Source organism: Secundilactobacillus mixtipabuli (genome assembly GCF_002217925.1).
Classification (GTDB): Bacteria; Bacillota; Bacilli; order Lactobacillales; family Lactobacillaceae; genus Secundilactobacillus; species Secundilactobacillus mixtipabuli.
Window position 1 is genome coordinate 276,740 of the sequence record NZ_BCMF01000001.1, and the last position, 19,708, is coordinate 296,447.

Here is a 19,708-nt window from a genome sequence, read left to right on the forward strand (position 1 = left end):
TTCACATTGATTTCGGTTCTAGAATATCATGGATCAGCCTGTTTAAATGTATCAATAACAGGCAAACTGTCACACTATTTAAACAACAGATTGTAGTTATTCGTCATCTTTAAAAATAGTTCAGTCAGAGTTTGAACATTTCTGGACTGACTATCTTCCTCTAGAAAAGTTCTTAGAAACATGTACGTCGCACCTGCATAAGTATTCGTGATATACGCTTCATTCAAGTGGACCACGTTATTCATTTTCATGACTTCACGCTGCATGAACGCAATGTTATCAATCAATACTTCGCGTAGTTCCGCCCATTCAATTAACGCAAAGAATTCGCGATGATCATTCCAGTAGGCAATTAGAAAACCGATCATGGCTTGGGCATCTAAATTGGCAGTCAACCTAAAACGATGTAGCGCGTTTAACTTAAATTCGTGAACTCTTGAAGCAATGATCTCATCTTTATCCTGATAGTGGCGATAGAAAGTTTGACGAGACAAACCTGCGTACGAAGCAATTTGCTGAACGGTGGTTGCCCGATAATCTACCCCATCCGCTTTCATTTGCAGTAGGGCCTGATAGAACTTCTCTTTGCTTTTATCTTTCGCCTTTAATTCAGCCATTTCTCTACCTCGGTGGACTTGATTTAATACCCAGATTATAGCATTTTTAACCGCCCATTTAGTATCGCTGAATTGAATTTTGGCAAACCTTTATCACCTAACCGTTTAAAACGCCACAACTTTTATGTTATGCTAATTAGTTCACAAAATTCGTCATCACTAGAGGTGTCCCCCGTGGCAAAACAAGACAATATGCTTATTAAGCAACGACCCGCATTCAACCTGATGGCCACTGGCGCGCTAGGCAACGGCTTTGCAACCTACGCAGTCAGTGCCATCATGATTTTATATCTCTACGAACCGCTGCACGCCGGCGGTCTGGGACTTGATCGCATCACCGCTGCCCAAATCATGGCGGTCTTCTCTTCATTAGGCTACTTTGCCGGAATCGCTGGTAGTTATGCCGCGGATCGCTTGGTGGGCCTGCGAAAACCTTACATATATGGTACCCTGCTCAATATCGTTGCCATTTCGCTACTGGTTGTCCCGCACGGTGGCCTAATCCTGTTCTTCATTAGTTTGGCACTCCAGATCATCGCCTCTGGTATCACCGGCCAGAGTCTCTATGCGTTAGTGGGATTGCTTTATCACCAAAATGGCACCATGCGGAATTCCGCATTTACTTTCATTTATATCATGAACAACGTTGGGGCAGCCGGACCGGTCATTACGGGTGCGGTATCCCTACGCTTCGGCTATAATATGGGCTTTCTGGTAGCCGTCATCGTTCAAATCGCGACAACTGTTCCCTATCTCCTTCTGAATCATCGTTACTTTGGCACCCTGGGAACGTTGTCGCCTGATCCCATGCAACCAGCAGAGCGGCGAGTTTTGAAAAAAAGACTGTTCTGGGGAATAACCATCATTGCTCTTTTGATTATCCTGCTGGTCTGGATGGGTTGGTTAACTGCCAATCGTTTCAATAATGTGGTCGGCATCCTCGGCATCATCTTACCGTTCGGCTATTTAGTAAAAATCATCTGCAGCAGTAAGGTTACCCGTCAGGAAGCAGGTCACCTACAAACGTATGGCCTTTTCTTAATCGGCGTCAGTATCAGCATGCTGATCAGTAGTCAGGCTGAAGGTGTTTTATCAATTTATACGTTGTACCACGTGAACTTAAACGTCTGGGGGATTCATCTTTCGGCCGCCAGTTTTCAAACAGTCCCTGCCATATTAGCTGTTCTTTTTGGTAGTTTCACGAGTAAATTGTGGGCTAAACTGGGAACCCGTGGGCCAAATCAAAGTTTAAAATTCGGGATTGGCCTGTTGCTTTGGGGCGCAGCACCATTGATCATGATTTTGCCGCTGAGTCTGTTTTCTACTTCTACTAAGGTATCGCCTCTGTGGATCCTAATGTTTTTTGTCCTAATGACTGCGGGAGAAACCTTGGTTTCGCCAGTTGGTAGAGCAATGGCCAGTGAAATTGCACCCCGCGCCTATACCACCCAAATGATGACCATTTTCACGCTATTTCAAGCTGCCGGTTCCGGTATGGCAGCTATTGCCGCAAACTTCTATACCAAGGGACATGAAGTGCTTTATTTTTTGGTTCTCGGGATAATTGCCATCATCTGGGGTGTACTGATGGTGTTTAAGAACAAGACAATCAACCGGAGACTCACTGACTGAAGTTAATTTTCGCAGGTAGTCAAAACGGGATCAGAGGTGTTTTCATTAAACATCCCTGATTCCGTTATTCATCTCTTTTTTAATCGCTCTGCTACCATTTTTGCTAGCTTCAGAGTGGTATTGCGATTACGAATCGACACCGTTGAATAGAACGGCTGAGACAGCAGCTTCGAGAAAAACGACTTTCGGTAATTGCTTTTCATCGGTGCTCGCCAGAAAATCACGTGGGCTGTAAATTCAACTTCATCATATGTTGACAGCTTCTGCTTAATCAGCTGATCATAGTCACTCAGATAGCCGGGCAACTTAAACAGCGCGTTGTATCGATTATCGTCATCTACCCGCCACCATTCCGGTGCTTGGCCGACCTCTTGTAAGTAATCTGGCGCAGCAATTACAGTGTGGGTAATCTCAAACTCATAGTGGTCCTTAATGACCTGAGCAACCATTTCCGTCGCATTGCCTTCATAACCAAACAAAACATTGCCACTATTAATATGACTCTGAACATCAGTGGCACCTGCTGAAGCGAGGAACCCACGCAAGTCGGCCATCACTACCCGTCGATGACCACCAACGTTGATGCCGCGCATTAATAGTACATACTCCATATGACTCCTTCATTCCAAATCATGTTTTAGTTTGATTATAGTTTAGCTTCAAACACTGCACCACTAAAAAACCAGAGCAACCACTGAATCATCGCTACTCTGGTTTTGATCATATTTTCGAGTTATTAGCCCTGTACAAAAGCTGCTTGCTGATATTCCGGGTCGGGATACGTGTAAAAGCCCTCGCCCGTTTCAATCCCTAACTTACCGGCATCCACCATTGCCTGCAATTTATCAACAACGGTCTGGAACTTTTGGTTGCCGGTGTTTGCTAAGAAGCCTTTTTCAATATTAACCGCCGTATTCAGTCCCATAATGTCCAAGAATCCAAATGGTCCGCGGTCCACACCCATGCTGACCATCCAGTTTTTATCGATTAAGATTGGGTCGGTAACGTCATCCGCCCACAGCAGGAGTGCAGCATTAATCATTGAAAGAAAGATTGAGTTCATGACGTAACCGGAAACTTCTTTTTTGATTGGAATCGGGATCATCTTGATCTGCTTAGCGAAATCAATTGCATCGTCAATTGCCGTTTGCGGTGTCTCGGGTGCCCACATAATTTCAGCAACGTTATGAATCCAAATGAGATTAGCAAAGTGCATGGCCAAGAATCGGTTTTTATTAGGCGCAAACCCAATTAACTGACTTGGTATCAGCGTTGATGTATTGGTCAGTAATAACGTGTTCTCACCAATGTAAGGTTTGAGACCTTGATAGACTGATTCCTTAACCTTAATATTTTCGGACACTGCTTCAATAATCACGTCAGCCCCTGTAATGGCGCTCGCTAAATCTAGTGTTAATGAAATGTTACTGTTAGCCGCATCCAACTGATCCTGAGTTGCGCCCAAATCATGCGCGTATTGATCTGGATAGGAATCAATCTTCTTTTGCGCCGCAGCAATTGCAGCATCGTTAATATCATAAATCACCGTTTCAATACCAGAAAAAGCCGACTGATAAGCAATTTGACTGCCTAAAACGCCACCACCGAGTACTACTACTTTATTTGCTTTCATCGTTCTTCGTCCCTTCAATAACAAGACTGAGTTCTGGTGCACGATTAGTCATGAAATAACCAGCTAGCTGCTGTTGCTGTTTAAAGCCGACTATTTAATCGGCTTTAACTTATCACGGTAACTTGCCTGATACAAGCAAAGGTATTCGACAAATAGCGCATTAAAAAGACCGCTACCCAATTAGAATAGCGGTCCCTTGTTATTTAAATATCCTTCACATACCACGCCGTGCAAGCCTTATGTGAAGGCTTATCTCCCAGCGGTTTATCAAGCTGCGTGAAACCAACATGCTGATACAATCCCCGAGCCGCTTTGTAATTCAAAAATGTTTCAATGTAGAACTTCTGATAACCATATTCCTTGGCTGTCTGCTCTGCCAACGTTTCCAGCTGATGACCAATGTGATGGCCTCGGGCTGCCGGTGACAAGTAGAGCTTCTGAAATTCTGCTGTGTGCGGATATGAAAACGGCCCTAGGCCGCCTCCACCCACGATTTCACCGTCTACCTCTGCTACCCAATACTTCGCCTTATCCTGGTGATCATAGTGTTCTGCTAAATGATCTAAAACTGTATCGTAGTAGGGTGAATCTGGTAAATCATTGCCATACTCACGAATGGCAGACTGAATAATGGCCTTAATTTGTGCGTCATCCTTTGGTTCTATTGGTCTAATCTTCATCTGCATTGCCTCCACTTACACTCATTTCTTGAGATACTGGTTTCTATTCTCTTCTTAACCAGGAAAAAATTCTACGGCTATTTTACCGTTCAAGGTAGCTATCCCTATTTAAGTAAGACACTTTACTTAATTATTTTGATTTCAGAAGTGTCGCTACCACGTAAATAACAGCCTTTTCATCCCTCCTGTACACCTTATTGAGACAAAATGTTATTGATTTGTCAAATTAATTTAGCATTAACCGAATTATGCCTATTAAAAGTGGTATACTGACCTCTGGGGACAAAGAGCGGTCCCAAGAGAGAGAGCCATAGGACGTAGAAAAAAAGTTTAACAAGGCTATTAATGGGACGTACTTTTATAGTGCGTCTCTTTTAGTTTGCGCTTTAGTGGGTGATTGAGCTATATTAGCTCGACGAACCAGTATCCAGTTTATTTTAAATCAAAAATGAGTCGCCTTCAGAATGAAGGTGACTCATTTTTGATTATTGCGCGTCACTTAGCTAAATCAGTTAATTGTTGCCACTGTTCTGTTGTAAAGTAATCTTTATTGCTTTTCATTGTGTCCAAATATTGTTGTTTACTTGCTTTAGGTAACCGTTTGTAGCTCTTCAAAATGGTGTTGAACGAAGAATCACTGATTTTAGGTTGAATGGCATCTGCCACATCTTTTTCGGTAATCAGGTCTGACTTCGCTGGTACTTTGACATTTTGTTTCGTCGCTGCCGATTTCGCGTTAACAAGCAGATTTAGACTTTGGACACCATCAGCTTTGTCTGCACCCTTAATTTGAATAGTTTGCTGATCAGTCTTCGTATTCACACTCATTTTCACCTGATAATGCTTAATCCAAGCCTTAATATCGTTAATATCAGACTTGGATAGTTTGTTCTCTTTATAAGCTTTCTTACTGTTAGCGACTTGATTATATGCCTTGGCTAAAACGCCAGCTTCCTTAACCGTTACTTTATGAGAGATAACATTGCCCTTTTGCTTATATGAAACCTTATCAAAGTGAGCGTACTTATCTTTAATGGCTTTTGTGACATCTTGTTGAAAAGCGAGGGTCTCTTTAGCATCATTTGTATTCACTTTAAGGTCTGTAGCGGAAGCTTTTTCGACTAAATATTTACCCTTTAATTTATTGAGCGCCCCTTGATCAAAACTACTGCTAGCGGAATTGGCTTGACTGCCGGCCCGTGTCATTGCAGCAATTAAGTCGCCACTACATAGGCCTTATCTTTAGCGATAATAATGCCACCCGTGTTTTTATCATCACCACCAGACAGCTGCATCGTGTTCTTCGCCCGATCTACGATAAATGAAAGTTTAAGCTTATTGTTGCTCATCAGTTTTGTCAGTGATGCAGTCGAACTGGTCGATGTCTTTAAATCCTTCACTTGAATAGACATCGTCGTTTTACTGTGATCCGCTGCAGATTTAAAAAAAGCATCCGAAAACTGACTTTGAATCGATTTACCGCAACCGCTTAGTCCCAGTAATCCAATAACCGCCAGACCAGCGGCTACCCCTTTTATACACCGACGTTTCTTCTTCATTTTGAATCTCCCCTTTGCATGCTGATTGTGAAGTATCCTACATGATTTAAGCATATCAAAGAAACCGAAATTAGCAATCATTAATTGCGGTACAAAACGGGGGTTTTAAAATGAATTTTAGTATTGCTATGTGGAATTGAGCGTCATCCAGAATGTTGCGATTCCGGTCTACAGCATTTCCCCAGCACACAAAAATGCGCCCCGGCTGGGAGAACCGGAGCGTCAGTGAAGGAAGTCACATTATATGACTTATATTTGTGTAGCCTCTCGACTACGCCATTATTATATCATGCATCACGATTTTCCCAGCTTTATATGCTTATTTGAATTCCGTCAGCTGCCAAAGAATGGTTATCATTTATAGAACCTCTTTTACGTCATCGAATTGAACACAATTTTATCATCATAAATTCATAATCTCAATTTATTTTAATTTTTGGCTATTTAGTGTAAAATTATCCTTGAAACAGTTATTGTCGATGTACGTTTTGATATGAGGTGACATGGATGCAAAAAAGAATCGGTTTCTTAGTAACGGTGGCAGTGAGTGCACTCGCATTAGCCGGCTGCGGTCAGCAGCAGAAAAGCGGTACTGGTCAAAATAATCTCAAATCGGATATGGCAACTGACCAAGTTGTCAATTGGTCAGAAACACAGGACTTAGTAACCTTGGATCCGTCTAAGTTGACAGAACCCATTGATTTAACCATGAATGGGAACGTTAACGAAGGGCTGTACCGGCTGGGCAACCATCACAAGATTGAGCCTGGAATTGCGACCGGTGCCAATGTTTCTAAAGATGGAAAAACCTATACCTTCACGCTGAGAAAAAATGCCAAATGGTCAAACGGCGATCCAGTGACGGCCAAAGACTTTGTATATAGCTGGAAACGAACAATTAATCCTAAAACGGCATCCCAGTATGGTTACATTTTTGATGGTATTAAAAATGCTAACCAGATTCAGGCAAATAAAGTAACTGCTGATCAACTGGGAGTTAAAGCACTCAGCAATCAAAAACTGCAGGTTTCGCTGGAACGGCCAATTCCCTATTTCAAGCTACTAATGGCGTTTCCCATTTTCTTCCCGCAAAACCAAAATGCCGTTGAAAAATACGGGAAACGTTATGGGACATCAGCTGACAAAATGGTCTACGATGGGCCATTCGTCATGAAAGGCTGGACGGGTACGAATGAAAAGTGGCGATTAGTTGCCAACAATCATTACTGGGACAAAAAACACGTTTATCTCAAGCAGATCAATGATCAGGTGATAAAGGATCCCTCAACGCTTTATAATTTGTATCAAACTAAGAAAGTCGATGTGGCATCCCTTTCAGGCGTACAAGCCAAAAGCCAACTTAAAAATAAGGACATGCACATGCTGCAAGATTCACGGATTTTCTACTTGGAATTTAACCAGAAAACTCGGCCAGCTTTTAAAAATCAGGCGCTAAGAAAGGCCTTCTCCTATGCCATTGACCGGAAATCATTTACTAAAAACGTCTTGGCAGATGGGTCACAACCTGCTGAAGGCTTTGTAACCTCAGGATTAGCTAATAACCCGAAAACGGGCGAGGATTTTGCCAAGGAAGCTAATCAAAATAACCAAGGACTAACGTACAACCCAACGAAGGCGAAGGCTCAGTACAAGTTGGCTTTAAGTCAACTCCATAAAAAATCCTTGAAGCTTGAAATCTTGGCGGGTGACTCAGTTGCCGCCCAACACTCAGCAGGCTATATTCAAGGACAACTGGAAAAAGTCCTGCCCAACTTGAAATTAACCGTGACAAACGTTCCCAACAAAACACTGATTCAGCGCCAGACGCACCATGAATTCGACTTCTTCATTTCCAACTGGGGCGCAGATTATTCAGATCCTTACACGTTCTTGCAAATCCTTCAGTCAAATAACACGTTCAATGAAGGCGGTTGGGATAATCCAACGTATGATCAGTTAGTTAAACGGGCAGCCTCAACCGATGCCAATGATCCAAATGCCAGATGGCAAGATTTGATTCAAGCTCAACGGGTCATGATGAAGGATCAAGGGGTCGCGCCAATCTATCAGGCAACTATTCCACAGATCCGTAATCCCAAGATCAAGGGATTAGCCTATAACAGTGCCGGACTTCAATATAACTTTAAGAGTATGTATATCAGTAAGTAAACAGTACCAGCCATATAAAAACGCTCAAGCAGATTGACATGTGCTTGAGCGTTTTTATCAATTTATTTAGTGAGTAATAATCTTTGCCAGGAACTGCCGTACCCGTTCGTTTTCCGGTTGACCGTTAAAGAAGTGTTCTTTACTATCATCTTCTAGAATACGACCATCCGCCATGAAGATAACTCGGTTGGCCACTTCCCTCGCAAACCCCATCTCATGGGTCACCACCAGCATGGTCATAGCTGAATCCCGGGCAATGTCCGTCATAACGTTCAGCACATCATCAATCATTTCGGGGTCCAAGGCACTGGTTGGTTCGTCAAATAACAACGCCTTAGGCTTCATCGCTAAGGAGCGGGCAATGGCGATTCGTTGCTGCTGACCACCAGATAGCTGTGCTGGTAACTTGGCAGCTTGGTCAACCAGGCCCACCTGATCCAACAAGTCCATCGCGAGCTTTTTGTTTTCTGCTTCCGGCCGCTTTAGTACCAATCGCGGCGCTAACATGATATTTTCCAAAATCGTTTTATTGGCATACAGATTAAAGTGTTGGAAGACCATGCCCACGTTTTTGCGAATCCGATTCATATCCGTTGCTTTTTGGGCTAGATCCTGGCCATTAACGATCAGTTGCCCCTTTTGAATGGTCTCTAGTCCATTAATGGTCCGAATCAACGTTGATTTTCCTGAACCAGATGGTCCAATCAGCACCACCGTTTCACCACTATCAATAGTCAGGTTAATATCATGCAGGGCGTGAAACTCACCGTAGTATTTTTCAACGTTATGAAATTCAATCATCGACATATTGCATTCCTCCATAATATGTGCAAGTCATTAAACCATTCAAGTTAAAATAGTTCGTATTTAGCTTTTTATTGATCAAATAGCCGGATTGCCGGCAATTCCGACTTTTACAGTCTTTTAAATATAAAGACTTTTAAATGTCACTGTTAGCAATCGGAATAATTAAAGCATTTCTGAATTAATATTACTCGTTGCATTAAAATATACTCATTATTTTTTAATCTGTCAACTTTCTTATACCTTCAGTGTTTACCTGAATTATCAAGATATATCTACAGTAGATAACCCTTTTAATTTTTATTCAGCCGTGCTATAGTGTGTAGAAAATGCCAAGGATGTGAAATTGATGAGAAAATATTTGATTAAATTATCACTCGCATTTATTTGCTTATTCACCTTTACACTGCTTTTTTCGAATCAGGCTAAAGCAGCAGATCATTACACAATTGGTACTGGGCCAACTTTCATGCCCTACCAAATACAGGATAATAAAGGCGAATATACTGGCAAACATCCGGGGTTAGAAATTGAAATTTTTAAAGCCATTGCTAAAAAAGAACATATTAGCTACACCTTTAAGCCAATGGAATTAACCGCCAATATCACAGCCCTTGAAGGTAATCAAACGGATGGTATCCTTGCCGCACTCATGATCACGCCTGAACGGAAAGAGAAAATGGACTTCTCCAACTCCTACCTCAGCGTTGGACTGACACTGGCTGCCCCCATTAATAGTAAGATTAAGGGCTGGTCAGACTTGAAAGGGAAAACCATCGCCGTTAAAGCTGGTTCGACTTCTGAAGCGTTCGCTGAATCGATGCAAAAGAAATACGGTTTTAAATTGCGCCACTTCAAAGATAGTAATACCGAATTAAACGATGTTTTAGTGGGCAACACCGTAGCTGCCGTGGATTCAACCGCCACCGTTGAATATGCCATTAAGAATAAAATGAAACTCCATTTAGTTGGGAAAGCCTACAATAAAAATCCCGTTGCTTTCGGAGTCAAAAAAGGTACCCATAAAAAGTTGCTGCGGCAATTCAACGCCGGTTTAAAAGCCATCAAAGCAGACGGTACTTATAATAAAATCATCTCAACTTACCTTGGCAAGCACAGTACCGTCACCGGTGCCACCAAAGTGGACCGTTCCTTCATTGGTTTGCTGCGGCAAAACGCCGACTCATTTATCAGTGGGATCACCATGACCATTGAAATCACCGTTTTGGCGATTGTTTTTGCCACCGTTATCGGCGTTGTGCTTGGTATTTTAGGAACGGTTCCCAACCGGGCACTCAAAGCGATTTCCTCAACTTACGCTTTTATCTTTAAGAGTATCCCCGTTATGGTGCTGGCCTTCTTCGTTTACATTGGGATTCCAGACTTAACTGGTGAAAAAATCCCGTTGTTCATCGCTGGGGTCGTCACCATCACACTAGAAAACAGCGCCTATACCGCTTCCTTCGTACGCGGTGGTATTGAGGCTGTTCCTAAGGGGCAAATGGAAGCTGCCCGTTCTTGCGGGATAACTTACTTTGACGCTATGCGCCAGATTGTCCTTCCCCAAGCCGTTCGCATCATGGTGCCATCTTTCATCAACCAGTTCATTATTGCCCTCAAGGGGACTTCAGTGCTGTCCGCTATCGGGGTCGCTGAATTGACCCAAGAAGGAACCATCATCATCGCCAAAAATATGGAAGGGTTCAAGGTCTGGTTCTTAATTGCCCTGATGTATCTGATTTTGATTGCCATTTTAACTTACCTCTCTAATACAGTTAAAAAACACTACAAGCTGGCGGATTAATCGTTTTAAAATGGCAAAACAAAATGGCTTCACTCTTAATGAATATTGGAGTGAAGTCATTTTTTAGTTATTTGGCGACAAACAAAAAGAAGTTAACTCAAGAATCAAATACATCTTAAGTCAACCTCATATGAAATAGTATGTTTTTAAATACTATTAGTTAATTAATCTAGTTCCTGCGACACAAGTTCTTAACGAAAGTCACCAAAAGTGTCACCAGCAAAAGGAGTCTTGATTAAGAACTGCTATATATCAACGTTTGTAACGCATATAAAACTCATATTATGCGCCCCCCGAGGGCGCATACTAGGGCATCAAATCAACGTTTTAAGTACTTTTACCGAAAATTTACCGAAAGTTAGCAGGGGCAGTGAAGCACATAGCATTATGCTATGTGTTTTTTACTCAAGGTAAGTTTCTTAATAGTTTAACTATTCAGCTAATTCAAATTTAGGTAACTGTTCAACCAAATCTAATGTCTTTAACGAAACTGAAATTACCCGTAATAGCAGATTAAAAATATACTTTGGGTCATCACTATAATCATTTGGATCATCCGTAATTTGAGATGGCGTGTCAGTTGATACCTTATACTGGTCCATAATCCATTCCACCGCAGATCGCCCATCCAAAATATAATCATAAGTCCTTAGGGGTATTCCCTCGATTGTGATATCAGGGTTAAACTTAATAATACTTTTATCATTATTTTTACCGAATGTCATTTTATTATTTACCGCAAAATTGGGGTTTAACGTATGATAAACGATTTTACAACCTTTATAAATTTCACTGGACTCATAATTAACATGCAATTTAAACAACTTTTCGCCAATTTCGGCGTATTTATCTGCATGCATTAAAATCGGGATTCTCGCTAAATCCTTAACTAGTTCGTTACGATATCTTTCTTTATATTCTGGTGAGTTCATAACACCATACACATAGTAATACGCTTCATCAGTAGTCATTCCTAAATGGTTTGAAAATGACTTAGATAGATTATCCGTACCCCCACCTAAAAGACCCCCGTCACCACTATTGTTAAACCGCATAAATCCTTGTGATTTTTCTAAACAATCCATATTGGGTATTAAATCTGTTGCAAGCGCAGAAAATAAATTACGAGCACCTCTTCCACTTGTAAAAATGACTGAATTTTCTTTGCCAAATTGATCATAATATATACGTTTTCTTTCAATTACTAATTCATCATAATATAGCCATCGTTTAGTGAAGGGTCTGTACAAACTTAAAACTAATTTTGTTGGGTCAAACTCTATTTTTTCCCCACGTTTAATTCGCTGTTTTAATCCGTCTGACCACTTGATGTATGTTGAATCACGACTGAGAAACATTTTTCTTTTTTCAGGATCTATATCACGTACTCTTTCCAATTCTGAGTTGTAATGATCTATCAATAACTTAGCGTGCTGAAGTGTACTTTCTTTTGAAAATCCATAAACCCAGCTATCCCTGTTAGTATTAACACCTAGGGCATTTTGGGGAAATATACCAACACTATTCTTTTTTGTCGCAATTGGATAAAAGCCCTGATATATATTGTCCCGTTGCCCAACCCAGTCGTTGTTTTCATTAGGCTGAACTTCCGTAAATTTCATTCCAAATATTGATTTTGAATCCGTCAACAACTTAAATTTTTCAGATTTAGTTTTATAATCGCCAACATCCTTATAAAAAATATGGTGATTATTACTCCCATCTTTTACCAAAATTGAAATCGCAACTCCCGCTAAAATATCAAAAACGTTGCCGCCTTCTTTTTTAGCCAAGTCACCCTTTCTACCACGAATTGAGCCTCGCAAATTTATGATGTACAAGTAATTAAACTCCCCATACATTGCACCACGCACACCGTCCATTGCGTTTTTATCAATAAATCCCGAATTTGTTATAAACCCAATAATACCGTTTTTACCTAACCTATCACTTGCCCATCTAAACGCTTTAATATAGCTATCATTTAGCCCAATTGAACTAACTGCTGTACTGGTTTTACGATAAGTATCATTTACTCGTCGTTCTAGATTCTCATAATGTAAATTATCTATATAACTTTTATTATTTTGATCGCCTGAATATGGCGGATTACTAATAATCACATCAATTGGGATTTCTTGTTGTCGTAACAACCGTTTATTATTTTTGTTGAATAAATCATCTCCCCATTTTTCAAAATTTTCTGTAGTTTCAAATGTATCCGTCAGAACAATTCCACTAAATGGTACATATTTTTCTGATCCGTTAATTTCATCAAATACGGCTTCAATATTCACTGCAGCAATATAATAACTCAATAATATGATTTCATTGGCGTGCAATTCTTGGGTATATTTTCTAGTAATATCAGCAAGTGTAATCTCGCCGCGTCTCATCTCATCCGCTAGATATTGCAGAGTTCGCGTGATAAAAGTACCGGTCCCAGTAAAGGGATCTAAGACATGAACATTTTCATCCGCTAAACCGCGTCCAAAGTATTTATTAAGTACCTCGTCTACTGATTTCACAATAAAATCAACAATTCCCACGGGAGTAAAGACAACGCCTAACCGTTCAGTCGTTTCACTGAAACCAGCTGTAAAGAAATTATTATACAGAGTCTTGATAAACTCTTGTTTTCCTGCCGAATTATCAATTCCTCTTGCCCGCAACCGAACGGATTCATAGAAAGGTTCCAACGCTTTTTGTTCCTGGTCAAACCCGGCTTCAACCATCAAATCAATCATATTTTCCATAGCTTTAGACACCGGATTATCATTTACAAAATTATATTGATCGAACAGTGCTTCAAATATGGGTTTAGTAATAATATGCTGGGCCAGCATCTCAATTGCCTGGCGCTGATCAATATCCGAATTAATATTGTATTGCAAGCTACTTAAAAATTTATCAAAAGTCTTTGCAAAGCGTGTTCGCTTGTCATTGATTAAATCTTCAATCCAACGGATGTGTCGTTCAGCTAGTTTTTGAACATCTTTAGACCAATCCTCTAAATACCGCCGATCACCAACTTTTCGCACGATACGCCCATAAATGGCATCTTGGATTGCATGCCAGTTCATTTGCAATTCAGTTTCAGTAGTATTTACCACGTCAACTGCATCTGGATCTCTAAAAGCACGCAAATCATCGTTCTTGCTATTATCGAACTTAAGTTCACCGTTTGGTGCTTTGCCCACACCGATAACGTTCAAATCATGCGGCTTTTGTTTGTTTAGATCTAACTTATTAACAGTCGCTTCAAAGCGTTCATCGATGGACCTCAAGGCATTAAGTACTTGCCATACTGCTTGATACTCGTCGTTATTATCAAGCACGTTTTCAGGACTCTCACCCAAGGGCACTACGATTGGTAAAATAATGTAGCCATACGCTTTGTCGGGTGCCTTACGCATAATCCGCCCAACTGCCTGCACAATATCAATCTGTGACTTTTTTGCTGCAAAGAATATGATGGCGTCTAAGTTGGGCACATCAATTCCTTCTGTCAAAAATTTAACATTCGATAACACACGGGCTTCATTGTCTGGAAAATCTGATGCAAGCCAGTCAATCTCTGATTTTTTCTTCAGTGCATTCATTGATCCATCCACATGTCGCACTTCTACATCGAACTTATTGGGATTTTCATTACCCAGGTATTCGTTCACCACACGATTAAATTCCTTAGTAATTTGTTTTGAACCCACTGCCTTAGGCCTATTTTTACTGCGTTGTTTATCAATCACAGATGCAAAGGCAATCGCTCTCCGCATCGGATATCCGTCGACTTTATTAGAAAAGCTCTTCCGTTTCATCATTGCATTCCAAACACCAATGATTTTCCCAATATCGTTGATTCCAATACCATTCTCAGTTGCGATACTGGACTGCATATCTTTATGAATGACCGATGCATCAACTGCAAGAACCTCAACTTTATAATCAGTTAAAATTCCACGGGCAACCGCATCCCCGAAGCCAAGCCGATATATTTCATCACCAAATACTGTCTTATCATCCATTGATGCGATAACAATACTATCCTGAACAGCCTTTTTTTTAGTATCTTCCGAATAAATTTTGGGTGTCGCAGTTTGATATAATCGCCGTTTGGATTTTACAACATCATTGGAATGCACTTTCATGAACATACCGGTCTTATCCTTTAAAGCATGTGCTCCAACGGTACGATGAGCTTCATCTGCAATGATCAAGTCAAACTCTGGGAAACCTTTTTCTTGAGCTTGGTGCAAAACTTCAATCGACTGATATGTACTGAAGACAACTGTTAATTGATTAGCATTAACATGCAAGTTTTCATAGTTATTGACCAGTTTTTCAGCGTCGGTAGTTGCTGGAAAGCCAATATCTTCAACATTTAGATCTTCTTCATCATTATTATTAAAAGTTTTGCGTTTCGATGCACTTCGATCGGAAGTAACCGCAAAGGAAACTAACTCAATATCATCCGAAACATCGTTATTCCAACTAAATAAGGTTTGTGATAACAGTTGAATGCTTGGAACTAAATACAACACTTTGTAATTTCTTGCTTTGTTTTGTTGCATCAAAGCTTCCGCAATTTTCAGTGAAGTGAACGTCTTACCCGTCCCAGGAGCCATAATTAATTTACCACGTTCGTGATCGGCAAAATAATCAAGTGCTTTTTGAATTGCTTCCACTTGATAATCACGTGGCTGTTTCTTGTTAACTTTAATTTTTACTTGTGGTTTGTTAAATGAAAATTGAGTCCAGTCAAAAGCAGCATGCTTCAAATCTGACAAGCCCAAAATACTTACGGGCTTGGACAAGTTTCTGAAGGCTGCTTCAGCATTTTCATTCCACTCATCGGTCGTGGAAACCAAAATACCATCCGCATAATAGTTCTTTCCAAGTTCGGCGAGAAAACTATTTAAAGTACCTTTGCCAACCTTTTCCTGATAGTATTTTGCTTGGACAGCCGTCAATTTTCCCGTCTGTTTGTCATGTGCCACAATATCGACACCCAGATCTTTTTTTGGAATACCGTATTTTTCAGGCACTTCGGCAAGCATCCACACCGCGTCAAATCTATTTTTGTAAACTGGTTCATTTAGCAAAAAAGATTTAACAACTTTCTCAAACATTGTTCCGCGATCCCGTTGAATATTATTTCCAGCATCATCAATTTGCTCGATCAATTCATCAAATTTATCCATGGTAATTATTCCTCACTTGCTTGTGGCTAGAGATTTTTAACATCAACATTCTTTTGAACATAATTTTACCATGGTTTAGATATAAATCAGATTTTTATTAGTGCTGAAATTACTCCATGCGAACGGGAGACTACTCATACACATTAGCTATTTTCTTTTTTTATCGGATGTGCCTTTATCTGACGGACTATTCAAGTTATTGTATTCTCGATAAAGTTTTAGCATTTTATTATTTCTTTTTACTTTGTCATTAAATTGTTTCATAAACTGCCGATCATTGAAAAATTTATCATCCGCAGTAACAACATATGATCCAACAACAGTTCCGTCTGACATTCTTGTACCTAGTTTTAAACTTCCCAAGTGTTCCACTTCATTTTTATAAGCATAATATTTCTGCTTAACTTTACAATCATCAGTGGAGTTAAAGTACTCTGGTGTCCTAAAAACATGACCTTTTTGAGTCAATACCATTTCATTAAATTCATTTGCTGGTGTTTTATAAAACATAATTATATTGTCCACCAGCATATCATGTGTATCGAGTAATATGGCACTAGCATCGATACCCGGTATTGAAATAAGCCGTCGTTCATTTACATATTCATAGCTATTTCCATCTGATTTTAGTTTTGATATTTTCCCACGAATATCAACAAATACGTCCCTAGCAAAATTATTATTGACTAGTTGAACTTCCGTCCAATCAAACCCTGTATCATCTATCCGACTAAAGCTACTCCAGATAGTTGCATTTTGGGGAATCATAAACTTGTTTAGGACCACAAATAATGGTCTAGAATTCTCTTTTTTCTTTTTTGTAGACCATCTATGTTCCGAATTAATCTGAAGCGCAACTGCAGCAACAGCTGCGATTGTACCAAGCGCTCCTACCCAATCAGGAACTGTTCCCCAGTCAAACTTCTTAATCAATACTGATAAATTACTTAGCATTGACGTCCCCAGCACAAACCACACTAAATTTCGTAGCAAAACACACCCGTCCTTACTGTAAATCCTAGTTTATTTCTACAATTCATCCTGTATTCAAGAACTATTAAGATTAAGTTGTAATATTACCAGGGATAATTTTTAATCTGATCACCAATTATAAAAACATCATCAAAATTATTAAAAAAGCCGTCCACATCGTGGGCGACTTTTTTAATCATGACGATGATCGGGTGGGGAACAGGTTCAGTGATTGATAAGAATTCGCTCCCCACCGATATTAATTATAGCAGGTTGATTAGATAGATGCTTCAAACAAAGTAAAAACCGCCGATAAACGGATGCTCCAGTTATAATTATCGGCGATGTGTGACAGGTGTGACACCATATCAGGAAAACTCTTTTATTTTCTATTGAATATCTTCTTGATAATTAAATAACAATTTAATTCAAAAAGATGTCACTCCTGTCACTGACTTACCTTATCGGCAGATTCTTTTAACCTAAAGATAGTTCTAATAAGCGTTAATTTAATAATTTTTCTCAATAATTCACTGTTAGAAGCCAATATTCACCTGGCCCACCAGAAATCACTACGTGAAGTCAGCAAACGGCACCCCAAAATAGTGATAATAAAGGAGAACGTGCAAGCCAATTTATAGCGCATTATAACTTGTATTCACCGGCTTTTACACTTATGTCTGCTGAATAACTGCCTTGTCAGCTTGCTAGTACTGGGAAACCATCTTCTTACCGGTGGGCAGTACGATGGAATTAGTAGCGTATCAATACAGCCAATCTTACCCAACCTGATATTTTACCGGTATAAGGGTATCTACCTACCCAAGAACTTACTGGCGTCTCTTACCAGCATGAGGTATCTTACCCACGTACCGACTTACCGACGTTCTCTTACCATCACGAAGGATCTTACCTACCTATGTCCTTCATCAGTATTGTCAATCCAATCAATGTCACTTCCAGATCCATCGTACTCATTCACTTTAATTTCAGTAATACATACTTATCCGTTCCTATATCAGTCCAATAGTTGCTCTTCCCCCTACTTTCGTAGTTTTTTAGCGTGCGGTAGTTATCGTTACATCAGTGGTTATAGAGATTTTTATCAGGAAAAGTATTTCCATATTTACTTCCTCTTATGAGTCAATTATAGTATGAACTTTGTCTTGCTTTCAGCGGTATTCAAGACTGAAATCATTCTAAATTTCACTTTCTACTTAAACCATACGACTAAAAAATGAGCACTCTTAATACCGTATTTTTACTTTAAAGTCGTTAATTGGAAACTCAAAGTTAATAAAAAGTCCCCCAAAAGTTGTTTCCAACTTCGGGGGACAAGTCTTTTCGGAACTCTCTTTTTAATTAAAAATCATTATTTTCTACATCATCACTCCACTCAATTTCTGGTGTACTCAAGTTACCAAATTTACTTGCTTGTTTGTTTACTGTATTCCATAAATCGGATGATTTTCGGGCTATTTCAACTATGCCATTTGGTTCTAAATGCCATTCAATCGTGTCGTTATTCTGAAGATTCATATGTTTCCTTACTTGCTTGGGAATGGTGACACGATTATCACTGCCAATTTTAGAAATAAGCCTACCTGCTTTATCGATTTTCATTAGCCATCCTCCTTAGAATATCTATGCTGATAATAATCGGATATAATTGTTTAATCAAAAACTAAAAATCTTCCTACATTGTGGGTGGCCTTGAGGAACATAAAAAATGACCGGGTGGAAGGTATGCTCAGTGCTTGGGAGAATTTGTTCCAGCCAACAATGATTGATGATCATAGCATGTAAACTAGTACTACAAGTAACTACACAATGTCTGAATAATTGATGCTTCAAATAAAGTAAAAACCGCCAATAAAATGATGCTCCGGTTATAAATATCGGCGATGTGTGACAGGTGTGACACCTGATTAAGAAAACTCATTTATTTTTTATAGAATATCTTCTTGATAATTAAATAATAATTTATTTCAAAAAGATGTCACCCCTGTCACTAGATTACTTTATCGGCAGATTCTTTTAGGTAATAAAAAGCGTGAGAGGCTAATTAATAGTGACGTACTCGCTTGTCATGCTCGCCCTTGGCTTACTCATACTACATATCGATATATATCAATATTAAAACTTAACCGTTACCTTACTGGCACCCCAAAGGCGTACCAACACCATGTAACTTGCAAGCTTAAAGACTTAACCATTTCCTAATCGTGCAGTCAAACTACCTACATGGCTGCGTATCTTATATACACCTAACTTACTAACATGAATATTACCAACGTCTCAACACTGCGGGTGGGCTACCAACCGGCAGCTTACCAACGTTCTCAACACTACGGGTAACTCACCAGCCGGTGCCTTACCAACGTGCTCAACACTGCGGATAACTTACCAGCCGGTGGGGTTACCAACGTGCTTAACACTGCGGGTAACTTACCAGCTGGTGGGGTTACCAACGCGCTTAATACTGCGGGTAGACTACCGACCGGCGGCTTACCAACGTGCTCAACACTACGGGTAACTTACCAGCCGGTGGGGTTACCAACGCGCTTAATACTGCAGGTAGACTACCAGTCAGTGGGGTTACCAACGCGCTTAACACTGCGGGTAACTTACCAGCTG

The 19,708-nt window shown here is 40.1% G+C and carries 14 protein-coding genes; 4 read left to right on the forward strand and 10 right to left on the reverse strand.

Annotation, left to right across the window (positions count from 1 at the left end):
* Positions 1 to 74 precede the first annotated feature (74 nt).
* Entirely contained in the window at positions 75 to 617 is a 543-nt protein-coding gene (locus IWT5_RS01225; RefSeq protein WP_089108132.1) for a TetR/AcrR family transcriptional regulator, read from the reverse strand.
* Between the two features lie 174 nt (positions 618 to 791).
* Here IWT5_RS01225 and IWT5_RS01230 point away from each other — a divergent pair, with 174 nt between their 5' ends.
* A complete protein-coding gene (locus IWT5_RS01230; protein ID WP_159459256.1) occupies positions 792 to 2,249 on the forward strand; it encodes a peptide MFS transporter in 1,458 nt (485 codons plus the stop codon).
* Positions 2,250 to 2,317: 68 nt separating this feature from the next.
* Here the strand turns inward: IWT5_RS01230 and IWT5_RS01235 are convergent, their stop codons facing one another.
* The 5 genes from IWT5_RS01235 to IWT5_RS01255 form a co-directional block, all read right to left on the reverse strand.
* Positions 2,318 to 2,860, reverse strand: a complete 543-nt coding sequence (locus tag IWT5_RS01235; RefSeq protein WP_089108134.1) for a DUF1697 domain-containing protein — start codon at positions 2,858 to 2,860, stop codon at positions 2,318 to 2,320.
* A gap of 125 nt (positions 2,861 to 2,985) precedes the next feature.
* Entirely contained in the window at positions 2,986 to 3,882 is an 897-nt protein-coding gene (locus IWT5_RS01240; RefSeq protein WP_089108135.1) for a 3-hydroxyacyl-CoA dehydrogenase, read from the reverse strand.
* A 203-nt stretch (positions 3,883 to 4,085) separates the two neighbouring features.
* Complete coding sequence (locus IWT5_RS01245; RefSeq protein WP_159459257.1) at positions 4,086 to 4,562, reverse strand: GNAT family N-acetyltransferase; 477 nt, start codon at positions 4,560 to 4,562, stop codon at positions 4,086 to 4,088.
* Positions 4,563 to 5,057: 495 nt separating this feature from the next.
* Entirely contained in the window at positions 5,058 to 5,654 is a 597-nt protein-coding gene (locus tag IWT5_RS01250) for a hypothetical protein (RefSeq protein ID WP_143443067.1), read from the reverse strand.
* Positions 5,655 to 5,776: 122 nt separating this feature from the next.
* Positions 5,777 to 6,121, reverse strand: a complete 345-nt coding sequence (locus IWT5_RS01255) for a hypothetical protein (protein ID WP_089108138.1) — start codon at positions 6,119 to 6,121, stop codon at positions 5,777 to 5,779.
* A 507-nt stretch (positions 6,122 to 6,628) separates the two neighbouring features.
* Between IWT5_RS01255 and IWT5_RS01260 the strand changes: the two genes are divergently transcribed.
* Positions 6,629 to 8,290: a peptide ABC transporter substrate-binding protein gene (locus tag IWT5_RS01260; protein WP_089108139.1), complete on the forward strand. Its 1,662-nt coding sequence runs from the start codon at positions 6,629 to 6,631 to the stop codon at positions 8,288 to 8,290.
* Between the two features lie 66 nt (positions 8,291 to 8,356).
* Here IWT5_RS01260 and IWT5_RS01265 read toward each other — a convergent pair whose 3' ends face one another.
* Entirely contained in the window at positions 8,357 to 9,097 is a 741-nt protein-coding gene (locus tag IWT5_RS01265; protein WP_089108140.1) for an amino acid ABC transporter ATP-binding protein, read from the reverse strand.
* A 346-nt stretch (positions 9,098 to 9,443) separates the two neighbouring features.
* On the opposite strand from IWT5_RS01265, the gene IWT5_RS01270 reads away from it, so the two are divergent.
* Complete coding sequence (locus IWT5_RS01270) at positions 9,444 to 10,898, forward strand: ABC transporter substrate-binding protein/permease (protein WP_089108141.1); 1,455 nt, start codon at positions 9,444 to 9,446, stop codon at positions 10,896 to 10,898.
* 431 nt (positions 10,899 to 11,329) lie between these two features.
* Here the strand turns inward: IWT5_RS01270 and IWT5_RS01275 are convergent, their stop codons facing one another.
* The 3 genes from IWT5_RS01275 to IWT5_RS01285 form a co-directional block, all read right to left on the reverse strand.
* Complete coding sequence (locus IWT5_RS01275; RefSeq protein WP_089108142.1) at positions 11,330 to 16,099, reverse strand: type ISP restriction/modification enzyme; 4,770 nt, start codon at positions 16,097 to 16,099, stop codon at positions 11,330 to 11,332.
* 147 nt (positions 16,100 to 16,246) lie between these two features.
* A complete protein-coding gene (locus IWT5_RS01280) occupies positions 16,247 to 17,053 on the reverse strand; it encodes a hypothetical protein (RefSeq protein ID WP_089108143.1) in 807 nt (268 codons plus the stop codon).
* A gap of 1,380 nt (positions 17,054 to 18,433) precedes the next feature.
* Entirely contained in the window at positions 18,434 to 18,694 is a 261-nt protein-coding gene (locus tag IWT5_RS01285; RefSeq protein ID WP_089108144.1) for an AbrB/MazE/SpoVT family DNA-binding domain-containing protein, read from the reverse strand.
* Positions 18,695 to 19,453: 759 nt separating this feature from the next.
* On the opposite strand from IWT5_RS01285, the gene IWT5_RS12160 reads away from it, so the two are divergent.
* The coding region (locus tag IWT5_RS12160; RefSeq protein ID WP_159459258.1) for a hypothetical protein at positions 19,454 to 19,708 on the forward strand (255 nt) is incomplete at its 3' end.